This window comes from Streptomyces sp. NPDC102402, from assembly GCF_044765765.1.
Lineage (GTDB): Bacteria > Actinomycetota > Actinomycetes > Streptomycetales > Streptomycetaceae > Streptomyces.
Genome location: NZ_JBIWKR010000001.1, coordinates 632030 through 649460, shown reverse-complemented (window position 1 = coordinate 649460; position 17431 = coordinate 632030). Strand labels below are relative to the sequence as shown.

Sequence of the window (17431 nt, the reverse complement as noted above, 5' to 3'; positions counted from 1 at the left end):
GCACCGGAGACACCTGGTGGCCGCACGGCCCCCTCAGACGCCGAGCTCGGCGGCTATTCGCCCGGATCGGATGCCCCGGACCAGCTCGGCGTGGTCCGCCTCCGTCCTGTTCGCGTAGGTCACGGCGAAATCGGCCACCGCCGCGTCCAGCTCGGTGTTCTTCCCGCAGTAGCCCGAAAGCAGCCGGGGGTCGGCGCTGTGCGCGTGGGCCCGGGCCAGCAGCGCACCGGTCATCCGCCCGTAGTCGTCCACCAGGTCGGCCGCCAGAGCGGCCGGGTCCACACTGCCCTTGCGATTCCTGAACTGGCGTACCTGATAGGGCCTGCCGTCGACCTCGGCCCAGCCGAGCAGGATGTCGCTGACGACCTGCATCCGCTTCTGGCCGAGCACCACCCGGCGACCCTCGTGCACCACGTCCGGTACCTCGAAGCCCGCCTGCGGAAGATACGGGGTGAGCGCGGAGGGCCGGGCCTCCTTCACCTGCAGCACCAACGGCTCGCCACGGTGATCGAGCAGCAGCACCACATACGACCGCGTGCCCACACTGCCCGTGCCGACGATGCGGAACGCCACATCGTGGATCGCGTAGCGGGCCAGCAACGGGACCCTGTCCTCCGAGACCGTCCCGAGGTAGCCCTCGAGACCCGCCGCGACGGCCGCGGCCTCCGCGTCCGGCACCCGGCGCAGCACGGGCGGAGCGTCGACGAAGCGACGCCCCCCGTCCTCGCAGTCCTCCGTGGATCTGGCGGCGAAGCGCGCACTCGTGTTGTTGCGCGCCTTGGCGGAGACACGCTCCAGGGTCCCCAGCAGGTCGCGCGCGTCCGTGTGGGACACGAGCTCCTCGTCCGCGATGGCGTTCCACGCATCGGCCGCGGGCAGTCCGGCCAGCAGACGCATCGTGCGCCGGTATGTCCCCACCGTGGCGTACGCGCCCTGTCTGCAGGTGTCCTCGTCCGCGCCCGCCACCCGGCCCGCGAGCACCAGCGAGGTGGCGAGCCGCTTGAGATCCCACTCCCACGGTCCGAAGACGGTTTCGTCGAAGTCGTTGAGATCGATGACCAGATTGCCGCGCGCATCGCCGTACAGACCGAAGTTGGCCGCGTGCGCGTCGCCGCAGAGCTGGGCGCCCACCCCTGTGACCGGTGTGCCCGTCAGGTCATGGGCCATCAGTCCGGCTGAGCCGCGCAGGAACGCGAACGGCGATGCCGCCATCCGCCCCACTCGTATGGGGGTCAGGCCGGGCACCCTGCCCCGGTTCGACTCCTCGACCGCCTGCACCGCGTCCGGCCTTCCGGCGGGCAGGACCAGGGAACTCTGCGCGGACCTGGGCACCTTGAGACGCAGCTTCTTGCCGGCCGCCTTCGGGGACACCGCCCCGCTTCCTGCCGGCCGCACTCCTCGGGCCACTCGCCGCGCAAAACCTGGAACGACGGGAATGCGCCCGTCCCCCGCCGCCCGCCGTGCCGGCACCGTCGCCTCGACTTCGCCCATGGAGCGCCGCCTCCCCCGCCCTCGTCAGCCGTTCGTCCGGTCAACATCAACTGCGGACGACGGTACAACCGGTGCGCGACAACCGTCCTCCCCTGTGGACAACTCGGGAGCCGACCTGTGGACAACTGTGCTTCGGTGGCTGACGACGGCCTCTTCGGTAAGCCGGTACTCCCCTGACAACCCCGTACATGTGCAGGCCACGGGCCTGGCACCTGACCGGATCACACACCGACGGCCTCCTCCATCTCCTCCTCGGCGCCCGCCGAATTCGCACCCGCCGAACTCGCACCCGCCGAATTCGCGCCCGCCGAGTTCTCGCCCGCCTCGCCCGCCGATGTCCGCACCGCACCGCCCGCCACCTCACCGGTCGCCGCACCGCCCGTCGACCACGCACCGCCCGGCGTCCTCGCGTCGTCCGCCTCACGCGCCGACTCCACTGCCTCATGGACCTGCTGCGCCACCTCGCGCACCCGCTCCGACTCAGCTCGGCGCCGCTTGGCCTCGGCCGCACCCGCCACACCCACGAGAGCCAGGCCGGCAGCGAACCACAGAGCCAGCACCAGCAGATGGCCACCCAGCGCGTGATCGCCGAAGTACACATGGCTGCGGACTCCTTCGACGAAGCCGGCGCCGTTCCAGAACGAGTGCAGGGATCCGAAGAAGCCGGGCTGGAGCTCAGGCCGGAAGATGCCGCCGGAGCTCGTGAAGTTGAGCATGACGAAGAGCAGCATCACTCCGAGCGTGGTCCACCGCTTGAGGAAGGTGTGCAGCCCGACCCCGATCAGCAGAATCCCCGTCGAATACAGCCATGCCATCGCCCAGAGTCCGCCGAGACCGTGGTCCACCAGAGCGAACACCGGCCCCGCGAAGGCGGCACCGATCAGACTCACCACGAAGGAGGTTCCGATGGCCAGCACTGCCCTGATCCGTAGGGCGAGCACCGCGCCCGCGCCGCCGATCACCGCGACCGACGCGTACGACCCGATGCTGACCGCCACCAGCAGGAAGAAGATCCCCTGCCCGGTCGGATCCCCGTCCGCCGTGGGGGCCACGTCCGTCACCTGGAGGGGGGCGCCCTGCTCTGCGGCAACCTCGGTGAAGATCTTCCGAACCACCGTCGCGCTGGTGTCCGAGGATGCGCCGGCCACCATCAGTCCGGGGCTGTCGCCCGGCACGTAGGCGCCGAAGCTCCGCTGTGTCCGCAAGTGGTTCACCGCGATGTCGCGGTCGGCTACGGTACGCACACTCAATGCGCCGTCGCCCTTGTCCTGCAGGGTCTGCGCAAGCACCTGCGCGCCTGCTCCCGAGCCGACGACATCCACCTTGAGGTCGTGCGGCTCCGGGGCATGAAAGGCCCCCAGGTAGGCAAGCCCCATGCCGATACACATCAGCAGCGGCGTAACGAGATGACTGAGCACATGGCGCAGCGCACCGGCGGTTGAGCCGGAGGCGGAGCTCGGGCCTGCGGGCATTCGACCGTTCCTCCAGTAGTTGGCTTTTACAACTTTCATATTCGTTGTAGCATACAACTAAAATTTCGGAAAGGTGATGCACGTGGCGGAGAACCCCGGAGGCCGCGAGGAGTCGCTGGATGTCATCCAGCGCGAGCTGACCGCTTTCGCGCGCCGCGCACGCTCGACCGCGGCACGGCTCCACCCGGATCTGCCGCTGGTCTCATACACACTGCTCGCCCACATCGAACACTCGCACGGCTGCCGTGCGACCGACCTGGCGGCGCACTACATGCTGGACAAGTCGACGGTGAGCCGACAGGTCGCCGTGCTGGAGAGACTCGGCCTGGTGGAGCGACACGCGGATCCGGACGACCAGCGCATCCAGGTACTGCGGCCCACCGCCGCCGGCACCCAGACCCTCGCCTCGACGCAGGCCAGCCGACGTGCCGCCTACCGGGAAAGGCTGGGCACCTGGACTTCGGACGATCTCGAGCAGTTCGCGGAGTACCTCCTGCGCTACAACTCGGCAGGCGAGGACTTCCCTCCCCGCTAGGCACCCCGCCGAACCCCGCACACCACAACCGTCCGCTCACAGACAAGCGCCCCCGCAGCGCCGCACGCGAGCCCGACGGCAAGACGCGGCCCTCCTGGCGGCCCCCTGCCGCCGGCGCATCCGGCGACGGGTCAGCAGCCGCCGGGCTCCGCCAGATAGGTATCCGCCCACTGCGCGAGCTCCTTGAGCGAGGGCTCCATGGCGGCACCCGCCTCCGTCAGCCGGTACGCGACCCGCAGCGGGGGCCCTTCATCGACCTCACGCACGACGAGACCCGCCGCCCCCAGCTCGGACAGCCGGTCCGACAGCATCCGCTCACTGATGCCGGGGATCGCTCGGCGGAGATCCGCGAAGTGCACCGGCTGTTGCATCAGCACGGAGACGATCGGGCCCGTCCAGCGCTTCCCGAACAGCTCGAAGACGCGAGTGATGCCCACATCCACTCGCCGACAGGCCTGTTCGCTGTGATCCGCCATGCCCCCAGAGTACTGCGCCACAGTGAGGGGCTTATTAAAAGTAAGGGACTGTGTTATCAATAGGTACGTACTCAAAAGCAGGGTCGTGCTCTCCGCCCCGCGACCGACACCCGCGCGCACCGAGCCGACCACTCGACTCCTATGGAGATCTCCATGGCAACGCTTCTCCACCTCGACTCCGCCGTCTTCCCTCAGGGCTCTACGTCGCGTGAGGTAACGGCCGCCTTCGTCACGACCTGGCGAGAGCAGCACCCCGACGGGAACGTCGTGTACCGCGACCTCGCCGCCGACCCCCTGCCCCACCTGGACGCCTCGGCCGCAGCCGCCGGCGCCGCCGACACACTGCGCGCCGAACTGGCCGCGGAGCTGAACGCCGCGGACGCCGTGCTCATCGGCGCACCCATGTACAACTTCTCCATCCCGTCCACCCTGAAGGCGTGGCTGGATCAGGTGATCATCGTCGGCCACAACGCCGGGCCGGAGAGCCCCGTCGCCGGCACCCCCGTCACCGTGGTGGCCAGCCGAGGCGGCTCGTACGCCGCCGGCACTCCTCGCGAGGACTTCGAGTTCGTCCAGAACTACCTGGAGAAGGTGCTGACCGGGATGCTCGGCGCCGAAGTCGATTTCATCGTGCCGGAGTTGACGCTGGCCCACTCGAAGCCGGAGATGGCCGAGCTCATCCCGCTCGCCGACGCGTCCCGCAGCCAGGCGTTCACCGACGCCAAGGAGAAGGCCAAGGCCCTCGCAGCGCGCCTCGCGGCCTGACGTAGCTCCACACCCGGGTTCGCGCGAACCGCCTCTTCGGTACGGATCCGACGTTTCACGTGAAACAACGGCCCCCGGTCGCCCACGCCCCTGAACGGGATGCGTGCTTCATCACAGAACTCCGGCGTGCGGCCGACATGAGCCAGCAGGCTCTCCCATGCATCGCCGGACCCGACCACCCGGTCAGGGCGGCCGGTCCGACAGGCCGCACCGGCCGCCCTGAGGGGCCCTTAGTGAGGTCCGCACAACGAAGAACCCCCGCACCGTATCTCTCCGGTGCGGGGGTTCTGTCGAACCAACCCGGCAGTCGCAAGCGACTGCGCGTTGTGCGCGAGGGGGGATTTGAACCCCCACGTCCCTAAGGACACTGGCACCTGAAGCCAGCGCGTCTGCCGTTCCGCCACTCGCGCATGAGTGGTGTTTTCAGACTCTCTCACCGTGTGGTGCGAGCGCCTGGCGACAACGGAAGATTAGCACGCTGGACAGGGTGGATTCACATCCGTTGTTTCGCCCGACCCACGGAGGGAAGCGGGAACGCGGGAAGCTCGGCCCCACTCCTCCTGAGTGCAGCCGGAGTGCGGGACACTGTCAGGAGGCCACCTCTACGATCCGTGTGAGAGGTGACACTCATCCACTGTGCAGACAAGGGGAACCAGCCGATTTCCCGACGCGTGGATACGATCAGTAAGCAGTACAGGGACGACGACACCGGAGGAGGTGCCCCATGGGAGTCATGAAGCGTTTCGAGCAGCGTCTCGAAGGTCTGGTCAATGGCACCTTCGCCAAGGTCTTCAAGTCCGAGGTGCAGCCGGTCGAGATCGCGGGAGCACTCCAGCGCGAGTGCGACAACAACGCGACGATCTGGAACCGCGAGCGAACCGTCGTACCCAACGACTTCATCGTCGAGCTCAGCACTCCGGACTACGAGCGGCTGAGCCCGTACTCCGGCCAGCTCGGCGACGAGCTCTCCGGCCTCGTACGCGACTACGCCAAGCAGCAGCGGTACACCTTCATGGGACCGATCAAGGTCCACCTGGAGAAGGCGGACGACCTCGACACCGGTCTGTACCGCGTACGCAGCCGGACCTTGGCGTCGAGTTCGTCACAGCAGGGCCAGCAGAGCGGCCCTGCCCCTCACGCCCAGCCGAACCGCCCTTCCGCCCCCCAGGGGCAGCAGGGCGGCTACGGCTACCCACCGGCTTCCGCCCCGCCCATGCCCCCGGCGCCGCCGGGTGCCGGGCGCTCCGGAGGTCCTTCCAGCGACTGGCGCCCGCCGGCCGCGTCCGGCTCCGCGCCGGACGCCCAGGTGCGGCGCTGGATCGAGATCAACGGCACCCGCCATCAGATCTCCCGCCCGACGTTGGTGATGGGACGAAGCACCGACGCCGACGTGCGGATCGACGACCCCGGCGTATCCCGCCGGCACTGTGAGATCCGGACCGGAACGCCCTCGACGATCCAGGATCTCGGGTCCACCAACGGCATCGTGGTGGACGGGCAGCACACCACCCGCGCTACGCTCCGCGACGGCTCGCGGATCGTCGTGGGCAGCACCACCATCGTTTACCGGCAAGCCGAAGGGTGAAGCGGGGGCAATGTCAGAGCTGACCCTGACGGTCATGCGGCTAGGTTTCCTGGCTGTTCTGTGGCTATTCGTAATCGTGGCCGTCCAGGTCATTCGCAGCGACCTGTTCGGTACGCGTGTCACGCAGCGCGGCTCACGCCGCACTGCCGGTGACACGCGCCCGCAACAAGGACGCCAACAGCAAGCGGCGCCGCCTCAGCAGCGCCAGCAGTCCGGGCGCCAGCGCCGTGGGGCACCCACCAAGCTGGTCGTCTCCGAAGGCACACTCACCGGTACCACGGTCGCTCTGCAGGGCCAGACCATCACCCTGGGCCGGGCGCACGATTCAACAATCGTGCTGGATGACGACTACGCGTCCAGCAGGCATGCCAGGATCTACCCGGACCGTGACGGCCAGTGGATCGTCGAGGACCTCGGGTCCACCAACGGCACCTATCTCGACCGGACCCGGCTCACCACCCCGACGCCTGTTCCGCTGGGCGCGCCGATCCGCATCGGTAAGACCGTCATCGAGCTGCGGAAGTAGTACGACAATGAGCGAGCGGAGCGAGCGAGCCGCGGCGGTCCTTACGACGGACCCGGCCCGGCTCCCGACCGGAGGGTGGGCAGTGTGGCTCGAGACCGGCTGTACCCCGAACCGACGGGCGAGGTGCGCATGAGCTTGTCCCTGCGCTTCGCCGCCGGATCGCACAAGGGCATGATCCGGGAAGGCAACGAGGACTCCGGCTACGCCGGGCCCCGCCTTCTCGCCATCGCCGACGGCATGGGCGGCCAGGCGGCCGGAGAGGTCGCCAGCTCCGAGGTGATCTCCACGCTCGTCCAGCTCGACGACGACGTGCCGGGCTCCGACATCCTCACCTCGCTCGGTACGGCGGTCCAGCGGGCCAACGACCAACTGCGCGTCATGGTCGAGGAGGACCCCCAGCTGGAGGGCATGGGCACCACGCTCACCGCCCTGCTCTGGACCGGTCAGCGCCTCGGCCTCGTCCACGTCGGCGACTCCCGTGCGTACCTCCTGCGCGACGGCGTGCTGACGCAGATCACCCAGGACCACACCTGGGTGCAGCGTCTCGTCGACGAGGGCAGGATCACCGAAGAGGAAGCCACCACCCACCCGCAGCGCTCCTTGCTGATGCGGGCCCTGGGCAGCGGCGACCACGTGGAGCCCGATCTCTCGGTCCGGGAGGTCCGGGCCGGCGACCGCTATCTGATCTGCTCGGACGGACTCTCCGGCGTCGTCTCCCACCAGACGATGGAGGAGACCCTGGCCAGCTACCAGGGCCCGCAGGAGACGATCCAGGACCTCATCCAGCTCGCCCTGCGCGGCGGAGGCCCTGACAACATCACGTGCATCGTCGCCGACGTCCTGGACGTCGACAGCAACGACACCCTGGCCGGACAGCTCAACGACACCCCGGTCATCGTCGGCGCGGTCGCCGAGAACCAGGCCGCTCAGGCGAACGACGGCCGGGCGATGGAGACACCGGCCGGCCGCGCGGCCGGCCTCGGCCGCCCCGTGCCTCCGCAGCCCGGAGGCTTCGGCCCGCCCGGCAGCGGCGACGACATGGGCTACGGCTCCGGTCCTGACGGCGCCTTCGACGCGTACACCGACGAGGACTTCGTCAAGCCCCGTGGCCGCCGCAGGTGGCTGAAGCGTTCGTTCTACATCGTGCTCGCGCTGGCCGTCATCGGCGGCGGCGTCTACGGGGGCTACCGCTGGACCCAGACGCAGTTCTACGTGGGCGCGAAGGACGACAACGTCGCGCTGTACCGAGGAATCAGCCAGGACCTGGCCTGGGTGTCCCTCTCGAAGGTCGAAGAGGACACCAAGATCGAACTCAAGTACCTCCCGCCCTACTGGCGCAAGAAGGTCGAAGCGACGATCTCCCAGGGCAACCTCACCGATGCCCACAAGAAGCTCAGCGAGCTCGAAGCACAGGCCTCCGCCTGCAAGAAGGACGCGCAGCGCCGTGCGGCCGAGGCGGACGCCGCCAAGAGCCAGGACGAAGCCGCCGACAGCACTTCCGCCACGTCTCCCGCCAAGGGGACCAAGACCGCGACTCCCACTCCCGGCCCCAGCCTCTCGGAGGAAGAGAAGAAGCTGGCCCTGCAGTGCGGTAAGCAGTAAGCCGTAGGGGGCCTTCAGCACATGAGCGTTGTCACCAACACGACCACCATCGGCGCGATCGACGCGCCGAGCCGCCGCAACACCGAGCTGGTGCTGGTCGCGTTCGCCGTCCTGATCTCGGTGTTCGCGTACGCCAACGTGGGCCTCGCCCTCAACGGCGAACTGCCTGCGGGCATGCTCGGCTACGGCCTGGGCCTCGCGCTGCTCGGCGGAGTGGCCCATCTCGCCGTACGGAGATTCGCCCCGTACGCGGACCCGCTGCTCCTGCCACTGGCGACCCTGCTGAACGGGCTGGGACTGGCCCTCATTTGGCGCCTGGACCAGTCTGAGCGGTTCCAGGCAATCAGAACCTTCGCCCCGGCCGCCTCCAAACAGCTGATGTTCTCGGCGGTCGGTGTGGCTCTGATGGTCGGCGTCCTGATCGCTCTGAAGGACCACCGCATCCTGCAGCGCTACACCTACATCTCCATGCTGGTCGCGCTGTTCCTGCTCATCCTTCCGATGTTCTTCCCCGCGGTGAACGGCGCCAAGATCTGGATCAACATCCCCGGCGTCGGAACGATCCAGCCGGGCGAGTTCGCCAAGATCATCATCGCGGTGTTCTTCGCCGGCTACCTGATGGTCAAGCGCGACGCCCTGGCCCTCGCCAGCCGCCGCTTCATGGGGCTGTACCTGCCCCGCGGCCGAGACCTCGGACCCATCCTCATGGTCTGGGCCTTCTCGATCCTGATCCTGGTCTTCGAGACCGACCTGGGTTCCTCGCTGCTGTTCTTCGGCATGTTCGTCGTCATGCTGTACGTCGCCACCGAGCGCACCAGCTGGATCGTCTTCGGCCTGCTGATGTCGGGAGCAGGCGCCGTCGGTGTGGCGACGTTCGAGCCGCACGTCCAGGAGCGCGTCACCGCCTGGCTCGACCCGTTCGCAGGTTGGGGGAAGTTCGACGCAAGCGAGCAGATGGCCAAGTCCCTCATGGCCTTCGGCTCCGGCGGCACCCTCGGCACCGGCCTCGGCCAGGGCAACTCGGACCTGATCGGCTTCGCCGCCAACTCCGACTTCATCCTCGCCACCGTCGGCGAGGAACTCGGTCTGGCCGGAATGATGGCCGTCCTGCTCGTCTACGGCCTCGTCGTCGAGCGCGGCGTCCGTACGGCCCTCGCCGCCCGCGACCCCTTCGGCAAGCTCCTGGCGATCGGCCTGTCCGGTTCCTTCGCCATCCAGGTCTTCGTCGTCGCCGGCGGTGTCATGGGGCTCATCCCGCTGACCGGTATGACCATGCCGTTCCTCGCGGCCGGTGGTTCGTCCGTCATCGCCAACTGGGCCCTCATCGGGATCCTGATCAGAATCAGCGACACGGCCCGGCGTCCCGCCCCCGCACCCGCACCGTCCCCGGACGCCGAGATGACCCAGGTGGTCCGACCGTGAACAAGCCGCTCCGCAGGATCGCGATCTTCTGCGGCGTCCTCGTCCTGGCCCTGTTGATCCGCACCAACTACATCCAGTACGTCCGCGCCGACGAACTCAACGCGAACGAGCACAACCGCCGCGTCCAGATCGAGCGCTACGCCCACGAGCGCGGCAACATCATCGTCGACGGCGAACCCGTCACGAGCTCCGTCGAGACCAAGGACAGCGACTTCAGGTACAAGCGCGTCTGGAAGAACGGCCCCATGTGGGCCCCCGTCACCGGCTACTCCTCGCAGGCCTTCGACTCCTCGCAGCTGGAGAACCTCGAGGACGGCATCCTGACGGGCAACAGCGACCAGCTGTTCTTCGACCGCACCCTGTCGATGTTCACCGGCGAGAAGAAGACCGGCGGGAACGTCGTCACCACGCTCAACGGTGCCGCCCAGAAGGCCGCCTTCGAAGGACTCGGGGACAAGAAGGGCGCCGTCGCCGCGCTCGACCCGCAGACCGGCGCCATCCTCGCGCTGGCCAGCACGCCCTCGTACGACCCCTCGGTGTTCGCGGGCAACTCGATGAAGGACTCCGACGCACGGCAGAAGCTCCTGGACGACAAGGACAAGCCGATGCTGAACCGGGCCCTGCGGGAGACCTACCCGCCCGGCTCGACGTTCAAGGTCGTCACGGCGTCCGCGGCCCTCGAGAACGGCCTCTACACCGACATCGACGCGAAGACCGACTCCCCGCTGCCCTGGCGTCTCCCGCAGTCGACCAACCTGCTGCAGAACGAGGGCAACATCCCCTGCAAGGACGCCTCGCTCCGAGTGGCACTGCGCTACTCCTGCAACACCGTCTTCGGCAAGATGAGCGACGACCTCGGCAACGAGAAGATGATCGAGCAGGCCGACAAGTTCGGCTTCGACAAGGAAGTCTTCACTCCGGTCCGGGCCGACGCCAGCGTCTACCCGAAGGACAACCCGCCGCAGAACGCCATGGCGGGCATCGGCCAGGCCTCCAACCGCGCCACTCCGCTCCAGATGGCCATGGTCGCGTCGGCGATCGCCAACGACGGCAAGCTCATGCAGCCGTACATGGTCGCCCAGCGCCAGGCACCCAATCTGGACGTCATCTACACGCACGAGAAGGAGCAGCTCAGCGAGCCGCTCTCGGCGGAGAACGCCCAGAAGGTGCAGCAGATGATGGAGACCGTGGTCAAGGAGGGCACGGGAACCAACGCCCAGATCGACGGCGTCACCGTCGGTGGCAAGACCGGCACCGCCCAGCACGGACTCAACAACAGCGAGAAGCCGTACGCCTGGTTCATCTCGTACGCCAAGACCGACAGCGGCTCACCGGTCGCCGTAGCCGTGGTGGTCGAGGACGGGAACGCCAACCGGGACGACATCTCCGGTGGCGGCCTGGCGGCACCGATCGCCAAGAACGTGATGAAGGCGGTACTCGACGGAAAGTAGTGACACCCGTCACAACTTCTGTCCGCACCAGCACATTGGGATACCGGTCGGATATCAGCTGACGGGTGCGGGCCGATCACGCCGGGGGTGCCCGGTAGCGTATGCGCGAGCAGCGCACCGCCGGACCACACACGGGTGCGGTCGGGACTGACGGAGAGGGCTGGATCAGTTATGGAAGAGCCGCGTCGCCTCGGCGGCCGGTACGAGCTGGGCTCGGTGCTCGGCCGTGGTGGCATGGCCGAGGTCTACCTCGCCCACGACACCCGGCTCGGCCGCACCGTCGCTGTGAAGACGCTGCGGGCCGACCTCGCCCGCGATCCGTCCTTCCAGGCACGGTTCCGCCGTGAAGCCCAGTCCGCCGCCTCGCTCAACCACCCCGCGATCGTCGCCGTCTACGACACCGGCGAGGACTACGTCGACGGGGTCTCGATCCCGTACATCGTGATGGAGTACGTCGACGGGTCGACCCTCAGAGAGCTTCTGCACTCCGGCCGCAAGCTGCTGCCGGAGCGGACCCTCGAAATGACGGTCGGGATCCTCCAGGCGCTGGAGTACTCGCACCGCGCCCAGATCGTCCACCGCGACATCAAGCCGGCGAACGTCATGCTGACGCGCACCGGCCAGGTCAAGGTCATGGACTTCGGTATCGCCCGCGCGATGGGCGACTCCGGAATGACGATGACCCAGACCGCGGCGGTCATCGGCACGGCCCAGTACCTCTCCCCGGAGCAGGCGAAGGGCGAGCAGGTCGACGCGCGCTCCGACCTCTACTCCACGGGCTGCCTGCTCTACGAGCTGCTCGCGGTCCGCCCCCCGTTCGTCGGGGACTCACCCGTCGCCGTCGCGTACCAGCACGTGCGCGAGGAGCCGCAGCCGCCGAGCAACTTCGACTCCGAGATCACGCCCGAGATGGACGCCATCGTCCTGAAGGCGCTGACCAAGGACCCTGACTACCGCTACCAGTCGGCCGACGAGATGCGCGCCGACATCGAGGCATGCCTCGACGGCCGCCCGGTCGCGGCCACGGCCGCCATGGGAGCGGCCGGCTACGGCGGGTACGACGGCTACGGAAACGACCAGCCCACCACCGCCCTGCGCGCGACGGACCCGGGCGGCGGCCAGACGTCGATGCTGCCCCCGGTCAACCCGGACGACGGCGGCTACGGCTACGACGACCGCCCCGGCCGCCGGCGCCAGCAGAAGAAGAGCAACACCTCGACGATCCTCCTCGTCGTCGCCGGCGTCCTCGTGCTGATCGGCGCGATCCTGATCGGCCAGACGCTCTTCAGTTCCACCGACGGCGGGGACGGCGGCAAGTTCGGCGTGCCGAACATGGTCGGCTCCACGGTCAAGGAGGCGCAGAGGCTGGCGGACAACGCCGAGGTCGAACTGAAGGTCGGGTCGAAGGAGCCCTGCGAGAACCAGGCGAAGGGCGAGATCTGCAGCCAGACCCCGGACACGGACGAGGAGATGTCGAAGGGCGAGACCGTGACGGTCGTCGTCTCCACAGGGGCCCCCAAGGTCGAGGTGCCTGACGTCCTGGAGAAGTCCGTGGACAATGCCCGCAAGGCCCTGGAGGACGACGGCTTCACGGTGAACGTGAAGGCGGAGGAGTCCGAGAAGACCCTGGACACGGTCATCGCGCAGGATCCCGAGGGCGGTTCGAAGGTCGAGAAGGACACCGAGGTCACGATCACCGTGGCCAAGGAGAAGCTGCTCGACCTGCCGAGCGTCACCGACAGGTCGTTCGCGGACGCCGAGGCGCAGCTCAAGGGCATCGGCTTCACCAGCATCGCCAGTGCCGAAGAGGAATCGGACAAACCTGCCGGCACGGTGATCGGACAGACCCCGGAAGCCCCGAGCAAGCAGGCCAAGGACACTCAGATCGTCCTGAAGATCTCCAAGGGCCCTGCGCAGCCCGAGCAGGTCACCATCCCGGCCAACATCGTCGGCATGCGGTACCAGCAGGCGAAGGCCCAGCTCGAAGGCATGGGGCTGGTCGTCGCGCTGGCCGCCAACTCGCCCGACAAGCCGAACGCCCTGGTGGTGCAGGCCGACCCGGGGGCCAACTCGCCGGTCGCCAAGGGCACCACGGTCACCCTCACCACCTTCGGCGGCGACGGGGGCGGGGACGGCAACCTCTTCGGCGGCCGGCAGGACTGACGCCACGGAGCCGTGCACGGCGTACACACACGACAGGCCCCGACCACCGCTGAGGTGGTCGGGGCCTGTCGTCCGTACAGGAGCGCCGGACCGCTACCGCAGCTCCGCCGGCTTCGTGCGGTCCCTGTCGACCTTCTCGGTGCGGACCAGTTCGCCCCACACGATGTAGCGGTACTTCGACGTGTAGACGGGCGTGCACGTGGTCAGCGTGATGTAGCGTCCGGCCTTCTTCGCACCCGATCCCTTGGGCACCGGAGCGATCGCGTCGACATTGAACTTCGACGTCTCCGGAAGCTCCGCGAAGACCTTGTAGACGTACCAGGTGTCCTTGGTCTCGAAGACGACCGCGTCACCCGTCTTCACCTTGTCGATGTTGTGGAACTTGGCGCCGTGCCCGTCCCGGTGCGCGGCGAGCGCGAAGTTGCCCTGCTCCGCCGACGGAAGGGCCGATTTCACCGGGTCCGTGTAGTAGCCGGCGATGCCGTTGTTGAGGGTCTCGGTGTCGGTGCCCTTCTTGACCAGCACCTCGCCGTTCTTCATGGCCGGGACGTGGAGGAAGCCGATGCCGTCCCTGGTGTCCAGCGCCCCGGGGCCCCCGGCCCACCGGTCGCGGATGGTGTTGCCCTGCTTGTCGGCCTCACGGTCGGCGAGCACGTTGGTCCACCACAGCGAGTAGACGACGAACAGGCCCAGCACCAGCCCGGCCGTGATCAGCAGTTCACCGAAGGCGCTCACGGCCGTCGCGACCGGATGGCGGCCCCTGCGGCGCACCGGGACGACCGGCTCGTCGGTGCGCTCTTCCTGTTCGGTCCTCGCTGCCACCGCACCCGCCCCTGTCGTGATGTCGTCCAGCCCGCTTCAGTCGACGAGCGCGTCGGGCTTCCCCTTGCTGCGCGGCCGTTCGTCGACCATTTTGCCCCACACGATCATTCGGTACGTACTCGTGAATTCCGGCGTGCAGGTGGTCAGCGTGATGTACCTGCCCGGACCGGTGAAACCGGAGCCCGGGGGCACTTCGTCGATCACCGCCACGTTGGACGGCGACGTCTGCGGAAGGATGCTGGCCATCTCGTACGTGTAGTAGGCGTCCTGCGTCTCGACCACGATCGGATCGCCCGGTTTCAGCTTGTTGATGTAGCGGAAGGGCTCGCCGTGGGTGTTGCGGTGACCCGCCACCGCGAAGTTCCCCTGCTCGTCCGAGGGCATCGCGGTCTTCAGCTTGCCCTCGCCGTAGTGGCCGATCATGCCGCGGTCGAGGACCTTCTCCTTGCTGATGCCCTCGGCGATCGGCGCGACCACGTCCAGCTTGGGGATGTGCATGATCGCGAACCCCTGACCGGGTTCGAAGACCCCCGGACTGCGTTCACCGCTCGCCCAGTCGTCCTGGATCTTGTGCGTCTCCCGGCCCGCGATCTGGTCGGCACGGATGTTGGTCCACCACAGCTGGTAGGTGACGAACAGGAGCATCAGCACGCCGAAGGTGATGAACACCTCGCCGACGACCCGGCTGGCCACCACGGCGGGGCTGTCCTTGGCGGCACGGGCCGCTCGCCGGGCCTCCAGCCGTGACATCGGGACCGCGGGCCCGACGGCCCCCGGGTCCGCCGCCGCCCGGGGTTCGCCCCGCCGTCTGCCCTGCCCCTTGGCCGCCCGGCGCCGCTCGGCCCTGCCGCCCGCCGGCAACGGCTCGGGACCGGTCCCGGCGTCATCGGGGGCGGCGGGCCGCGCCGCCCTCCGCGTGTCGGCCGTCCGCAGGGCCACCGTCTCGTCGTGCAGGACCGGAGGTACGCCGGCAACGGGCCGCACACGATCCGGTCCGGGCGCCGTGGGCACGCGGGCGGGCGTCTCCGCCATCGGGTCCTGGACCCCGCTCCTGGGGCCGGGCACGCCCGCGGCGGGATCGGCTGTCACCGCCGTCCCCCGGACGGTCGCCTCCCTGGGAGCCGCCTCCGGCCCCTGCTGCCCGTACCAGTCCCTCTGATACCCCTCCGGGTCGTACCACTCGCCCGGGGTCTCCGCAGGCCCCTGAGGCGCCGCCTGAGGCGTCTGAGGCATCTGGGGTGAACCGTCGCCGGTCTGTTCCGTCTCCGTCCGGAACCAGGGCGAGGTGTGCTGCCCCGGAAGCGGATCGTTCAGCGGATCCGCGAGCTGCTCCACCGCCGCCGCGAACGTGCCGTCGGGCTCGTACGCTCCCTGCGGGTACGGGCCGTCCTGCCCGGCGCCGGGGCGGAGCGAGGTCACGCTGCGGCCTTGCCCACCACCGGGGCGAGCCCCACCGATCTCGCGACTGCCCCCGCGTCCCCGCACTGCTCGAGCCAGTTGGCGAGCATCAGGTGGCCATGCTCCGTGAGCACCGACTCGGGGTGGAACTGCACGCCCTCCACCGCCTGTTCACGGTGGCGCAGCCCCATGATGATGCCGTCGGCCGTGCGGGCGGTGACCTCGAGCTCGGGAGGAACCGTCGTGGGTTCGGCGGCGAGCGAGTGGTAACGCGTCGCGGTGAAGGGCGACGGCAGGCCGGCGAACACGCCCTTGCCGTCGTGCAGGACGGGGGAGGTCTTGCCGTGCAGCAGCTCCGGCGCCCGGTCCACCACACCGCCGTACGCGACGGCCATCGACTGCATCCCCAGACACACTCCGAAGACCGGGACGCCGTTCCGCGCGCAGTGGTGCACCATCTCGATGCAGACACCCGCCTGCTCCGGTGTACCGGGTCCGGGCGACAGCAGGACCCCGTCGAAGCCGTCGTCGGCGTGGCCCGTGGTCACCTCGTCGTTGCGCACCACCTCGCACTCGGCACCGAGCTGGTAGAGGTACTGGACGAGGTTGAAGACGAAGCTGTCGTAGTTGTCGACGACGAGAATGCGTGCGCTCACTGACCGGACCCCGCTCCGCTGGTGCTTTCGCCGTCCACCGTCACATCACCGAACGGAAGCAGTGGCTCCGCCCAGGGGAAGACGTACTGGAAGAGCGCGTAGACAACCGCCAGGACCAGCACGAGCGAGATGAAGCCCCGCACCCATGCGTTACCCGGCAGATGCCGCCAGATCCAGCCGTACATGCTGTTGCCTCCATTCGGTACGGCACCAGACTAAACGGCCGGGGCACAGGCGTGGGTCAGCTGTGGAAAGCCGCCTGTGGAGCCGCTTGTCACGGTCCGACGCGCATCCCGTGGCGTCAGTCGCCCGGACTACTTCACCGGCTGTGCGTAATGGAGGTCGACGGTGCCCGAATAGCCGGGAAGCGTCAGGTTGTCGTCCTCTTCGACCTTCCAGCCCAGTCCGTACGCCTTTACGTACAACTGATAGTTCTGGATGGCCGTCGAGTCGTTGAGCGCCTGCCTCAACCGGCCCTGGTCACCGACGGCGGTGACCCTGTACGGAGGCGAGTACACCCTGCCCTGCAGGATCAGCGTGTTGCCGACGCAGCGCACCGCGCTGGTGGAGATCAGCCGCTGGTCCATCACCCGGATCCCGCGGGCCCCGCCCTCCCAGAGGGCGTTGACCACGGCTTGCAGGTCCTGCTGGTGGATGACCAGGTCGTTGGGCTGAGGCTCGGGATAGCCGGGATTGGCGGTTGCGTTCGGCGGGGCGTCGTTCAACGTGACGGAGAGCGCCTCACCCGTGACCGCCGTGGTGCCCGCGGCCTTCTCCAGCGCGTCGAGCTTCGCGTCCTCGGCACGGGTGCTGCCGTCGTCACGCCGGGCGAGGGTGTCGATGTCCGCACGCACGGAAGCGGTCGACTCGTCCAGCTCCGCGTTCTTCTCACTGCGCTGCTGGATGAGGTCGGAGAGCTTCAGCAGAGAGGAATCGGTCCGGATATCGGTCCCTTTGGCCGCGTTGGCACTGGTGACGAAGATCAGTCCGGCCAGAGCGAAAACGGCAGCGGTGAGGCCCTGGACCGGCCACCGGGACATGCGCCGGGCCGGGCTGCGAGGAGAGTC

Annotated in this window: 16 protein-coding genes and 1 tRNA gene; 8 read left to right on the top strand and 9 right to left on the bottom strand. The window is 68.5% G+C overall.

The annotated features are described in order from the left end of the window. Window positions 1-33: 33 nt before the first annotated feature. Together ACIRJR_RS02685 and ACIRJR_RS02680 are read right to left on the bottom strand one after the other, a co-directional pair. Window positions 34-1491, bottom strand: coding sequence for a DUF2252 domain-containing protein (locus tag ACIRJR_RS02685; protein WP_403772677.1), 1458 nt, complete (start codon window positions 1489-1491; stop codon window positions 34-36). A 221-nt stretch (window positions 1492-1712) separates the two neighbouring features. Further along, window positions 1713-2963 (bottom strand): hypothetical protein, encoded by a 1251-nt coding sequence (locus ACIRJR_RS02680; RefSeq protein ID WP_403772674.1) that lies wholly within the window; start codon window positions 2961-2963, stop codon window positions 1713-1715. Between the two features lie 82 nt (window positions 2964-3045). Between ACIRJR_RS02680 and ACIRJR_RS02675 the strand changes: the two genes are divergently transcribed. Continuing rightward, window positions 3046-3498, top strand: coding sequence for a MarR family winged helix-turn-helix transcriptional regulator (locus ACIRJR_RS02675; RefSeq protein ID WP_403772671.1), 453 nt, complete (start codon window positions 3046-3048; stop codon window positions 3496-3498). 131 nt (window positions 3499-3629) lie between these two features. On the opposite strand, the gene ACIRJR_RS02670 is transcribed toward ACIRJR_RS02675, so the two are convergent. Beyond that, window positions 3630-3974, bottom strand: coding sequence for a winged helix-turn-helix transcriptional regulator (locus tag ACIRJR_RS02670; RefSeq protein WP_403772668.1), 345 nt, complete (start codon window positions 3972-3974; stop codon window positions 3630-3632). A 153-nt stretch (window positions 3975-4127) separates the two neighbouring features. Here ACIRJR_RS02670 and ACIRJR_RS02665 point away from each other — a divergent pair, with 153 nt between their 5' ends. Next, window positions 4128-4739, top strand: coding sequence for an FMN-dependent NADH-azoreductase (locus tag ACIRJR_RS02665; RefSeq protein ID WP_403772665.1), 612 nt, complete (start codon window positions 4128-4130; stop codon window positions 4737-4739). Window positions 4740-5066: 327 nt separating this feature from the next. Here ACIRJR_RS02665 and ACIRJR_RS02660 read toward each other — a convergent pair. Next, a tRNA-Leu gene (locus tag ACIRJR_RS02660) sits at window positions 5067-5149 on the bottom strand. Between the two features lie 314 nt (window positions 5150-5463). Between ACIRJR_RS02660 and ACIRJR_RS02655 the strand changes: the two genes are divergently transcribed. The 6 genes from ACIRJR_RS02655 (at window position 5464) to pknB (ending at window position 13488) form a co-directional block, all read left to right on the top strand. Further along, on the top strand, window positions 5464-6324 hold the full coding sequence (locus tag ACIRJR_RS02655) for an FhaA domain-containing protein (RefSeq protein WP_403772662.1): 861 nt from the start codon (window positions 5464-5466) through the stop codon (window positions 6322-6324). 10 nt (window positions 6325-6334) lie between these two features. After that, window positions 6335-6850, top strand: coding sequence for an FHA domain-containing protein (locus tag ACIRJR_RS02650; RefSeq protein ID WP_103760635.1), 516 nt, complete (start codon window positions 6335-6337; stop codon window positions 6848-6850). Between the two features lie 129 nt (window positions 6851-6979). Further along, complete coding sequence (locus ACIRJR_RS02645) at window positions 6980-8452, top strand: Stp1/IreP family PP2C-type Ser/Thr phosphatase (protein WP_403772659.1); 1473 nt, start codon at window positions 6980-6982, stop codon at window positions 8450-8452. A 21-nt stretch (window positions 8453-8473) separates the two neighbouring features. Further along, the gene (locus ACIRJR_RS02640) at window positions 8474-9874 is read left to right on the top strand and encodes an FtsW/RodA/SpoVE family cell cycle protein (protein WP_403772656.1); all 1401 of its coding nucleotides are present in this window, start codon (window positions 8474-8476) and stop codon (window positions 9872-9874) included. Continuing rightward, window positions 9871-11325 carry a peptidoglycan D,D-transpeptidase FtsI family protein gene (locus ACIRJR_RS02635; RefSeq protein WP_403772653.1) on the top strand — a complete coding sequence of 485 codons (1455 nt, stop codon included), beginning with the start codon at window positions 9871-9873 and terminating at the stop codon, window positions 11323-11325. Before ACIRJR_RS02640 ends, ACIRJR_RS02635 begins: the two co-directional genes overlap by 4 nt. Window positions 11326-11496: 171 nt before the next feature. After that, a complete protein-coding gene (gene pknB, locus ACIRJR_RS02630) occupies window positions 11497-13488 on the top strand; it encodes a Stk1 family PASTA domain-containing Ser/Thr kinase (RefSeq protein ID WP_403772650.1) in 1992 nt (663 codons plus the stop codon). 93 nt (window positions 13489-13581) lie between these two features. Here the strand turns inward: pknB and ACIRJR_RS02625 are convergent, their stop codons facing one another. The 5 genes from ACIRJR_RS02625 to ACIRJR_RS02605 all read right to left on the bottom strand — a co-directional run bounded on the left by ACIRJR_RS02625 (window position 13582) and on the right by ACIRJR_RS02605 (window position 17404). Continuing rightward, complete coding sequence (locus ACIRJR_RS02625; protein WP_403772647.1) at window positions 13582-14310, bottom strand: class E sortase; 729 nt, start codon at window positions 14308-14310, stop codon at window positions 13582-13584. Window positions 14311-14346: 36 nt separating this feature from the next. Next, a complete protein-coding gene (locus ACIRJR_RS02620; protein ID WP_403772644.1) occupies window positions 14347-15729 on the bottom strand; it encodes a class E sortase in 1383 nt (460 codons plus the stop codon). After that, window positions 15726-16364, bottom strand: coding sequence for an aminodeoxychorismate/anthranilate synthase component II (locus ACIRJR_RS02615; protein ID WP_403772641.1), 639 nt, complete (start codon window positions 16362-16364; stop codon window positions 15726-15728). The genes ACIRJR_RS02620 and ACIRJR_RS02615 overlap by 4 nt, the downstream gene beginning before the upstream one ends. Beyond that, entirely contained in the window at window positions 16361-16549 is a 189-nt protein-coding gene (locus tag ACIRJR_RS02610; RefSeq protein ID WP_073750646.1) for a hypothetical protein, read from the bottom strand. Before ACIRJR_RS02610 ends, ACIRJR_RS02615 begins: the two co-directional genes overlap by 4 nt. A 129-nt stretch (window positions 16550-16678) precedes the next feature. Then, window positions 16679-17404: a DUF881 domain-containing protein gene (locus ACIRJR_RS02605; protein WP_403773781.1), complete on the bottom strand. Its 726-nt coding sequence runs from the start codon at window positions 17402-17404 to the stop codon at window positions 16679-16681. Between the last annotated feature and the right edge of the window lie 27 nt (window positions 17405-17431).

What these genes read in the sequence shown, in the direction of transcription:
- ACIRJR_RS02685 (WP_403772677.1), bottom strand. Translation starts at nt 1,491, where the DNA reads ATGGGCGAAGTCGAGGCGACGGTGCCGGCACGGCGGGCGGCGGGGGAC.
- ACIRJR_RS02680 (WP_403772674.1), bottom strand. Translation starts at nt 2,963, where the DNA reads ATGCCCGCAGGCCCGAGCTCCGCCTCCGGCTCAACCGCCGGTGCGCTG.
- ACIRJR_RS02670 (WP_403772668.1), bottom strand. Translation starts at nt 3,974, where the DNA reads ATGGCGGATCACAGCGAACAGGCCTGTCGGCGAGTGGATGTGGGCATC.
- ACIRJR_RS02665 (WP_403772665.1), top strand. Translation starts at nt 4,128, where the DNA reads ATGGCAACGCTTCTCCACCTCGACTCCGCCGTCTTCCCTCAGGGCTCT.
- ACIRJR_RS02655 (WP_403772662.1), top strand. Translation starts at nt 5,464, where the DNA reads ATGGGAGTCATGAAGCGTTTCGAGCAGCGTCTCGAAGGTCTGGTCAAT.
- ACIRJR_RS02650 (WP_103760635.1), top strand. Translation starts at nt 6,335, where the DNA reads ATGTCAGAGCTGACCCTGACGGTCATGCGGCTAGGTTTCCTGGCTGTT.
- ACIRJR_RS02645 (WP_403772659.1), top strand. Translation starts at nt 6,980, where the DNA reads ATGAGCTTGTCCCTGCGCTTCGCCGCCGGATCGCACAAGGGCATGATC.
- ACIRJR_RS02640 (WP_403772656.1), top strand. Translation starts at nt 8,474, where the DNA reads ATGAGCGTTGTCACCAACACGACCACCATCGGCGCGATCGACGCGCCG.
- pknB (WP_403772650.1), top strand. Translation starts at nt 11,497, where the DNA reads ATGGAAGAGCCGCGTCGCCTCGGCGGCCGGTACGAGCTGGGCTCGGTG.
- ACIRJR_RS02610 (WP_073750646.1), bottom strand. Translation starts at nt 16,549, where the DNA reads ATGTACGGCTGGATCTGGCGGCATCTGCCGGGTAACGCATGGGTGCGG.
- ACIRJR_RS02605 (WP_403773781.1), bottom strand. Translation starts at nt 17,404, where the DNA reads ATGTCCCGGTGGCCGGTCCAGGGCCTCACCGCTGCCGTTTTCGCTCTG.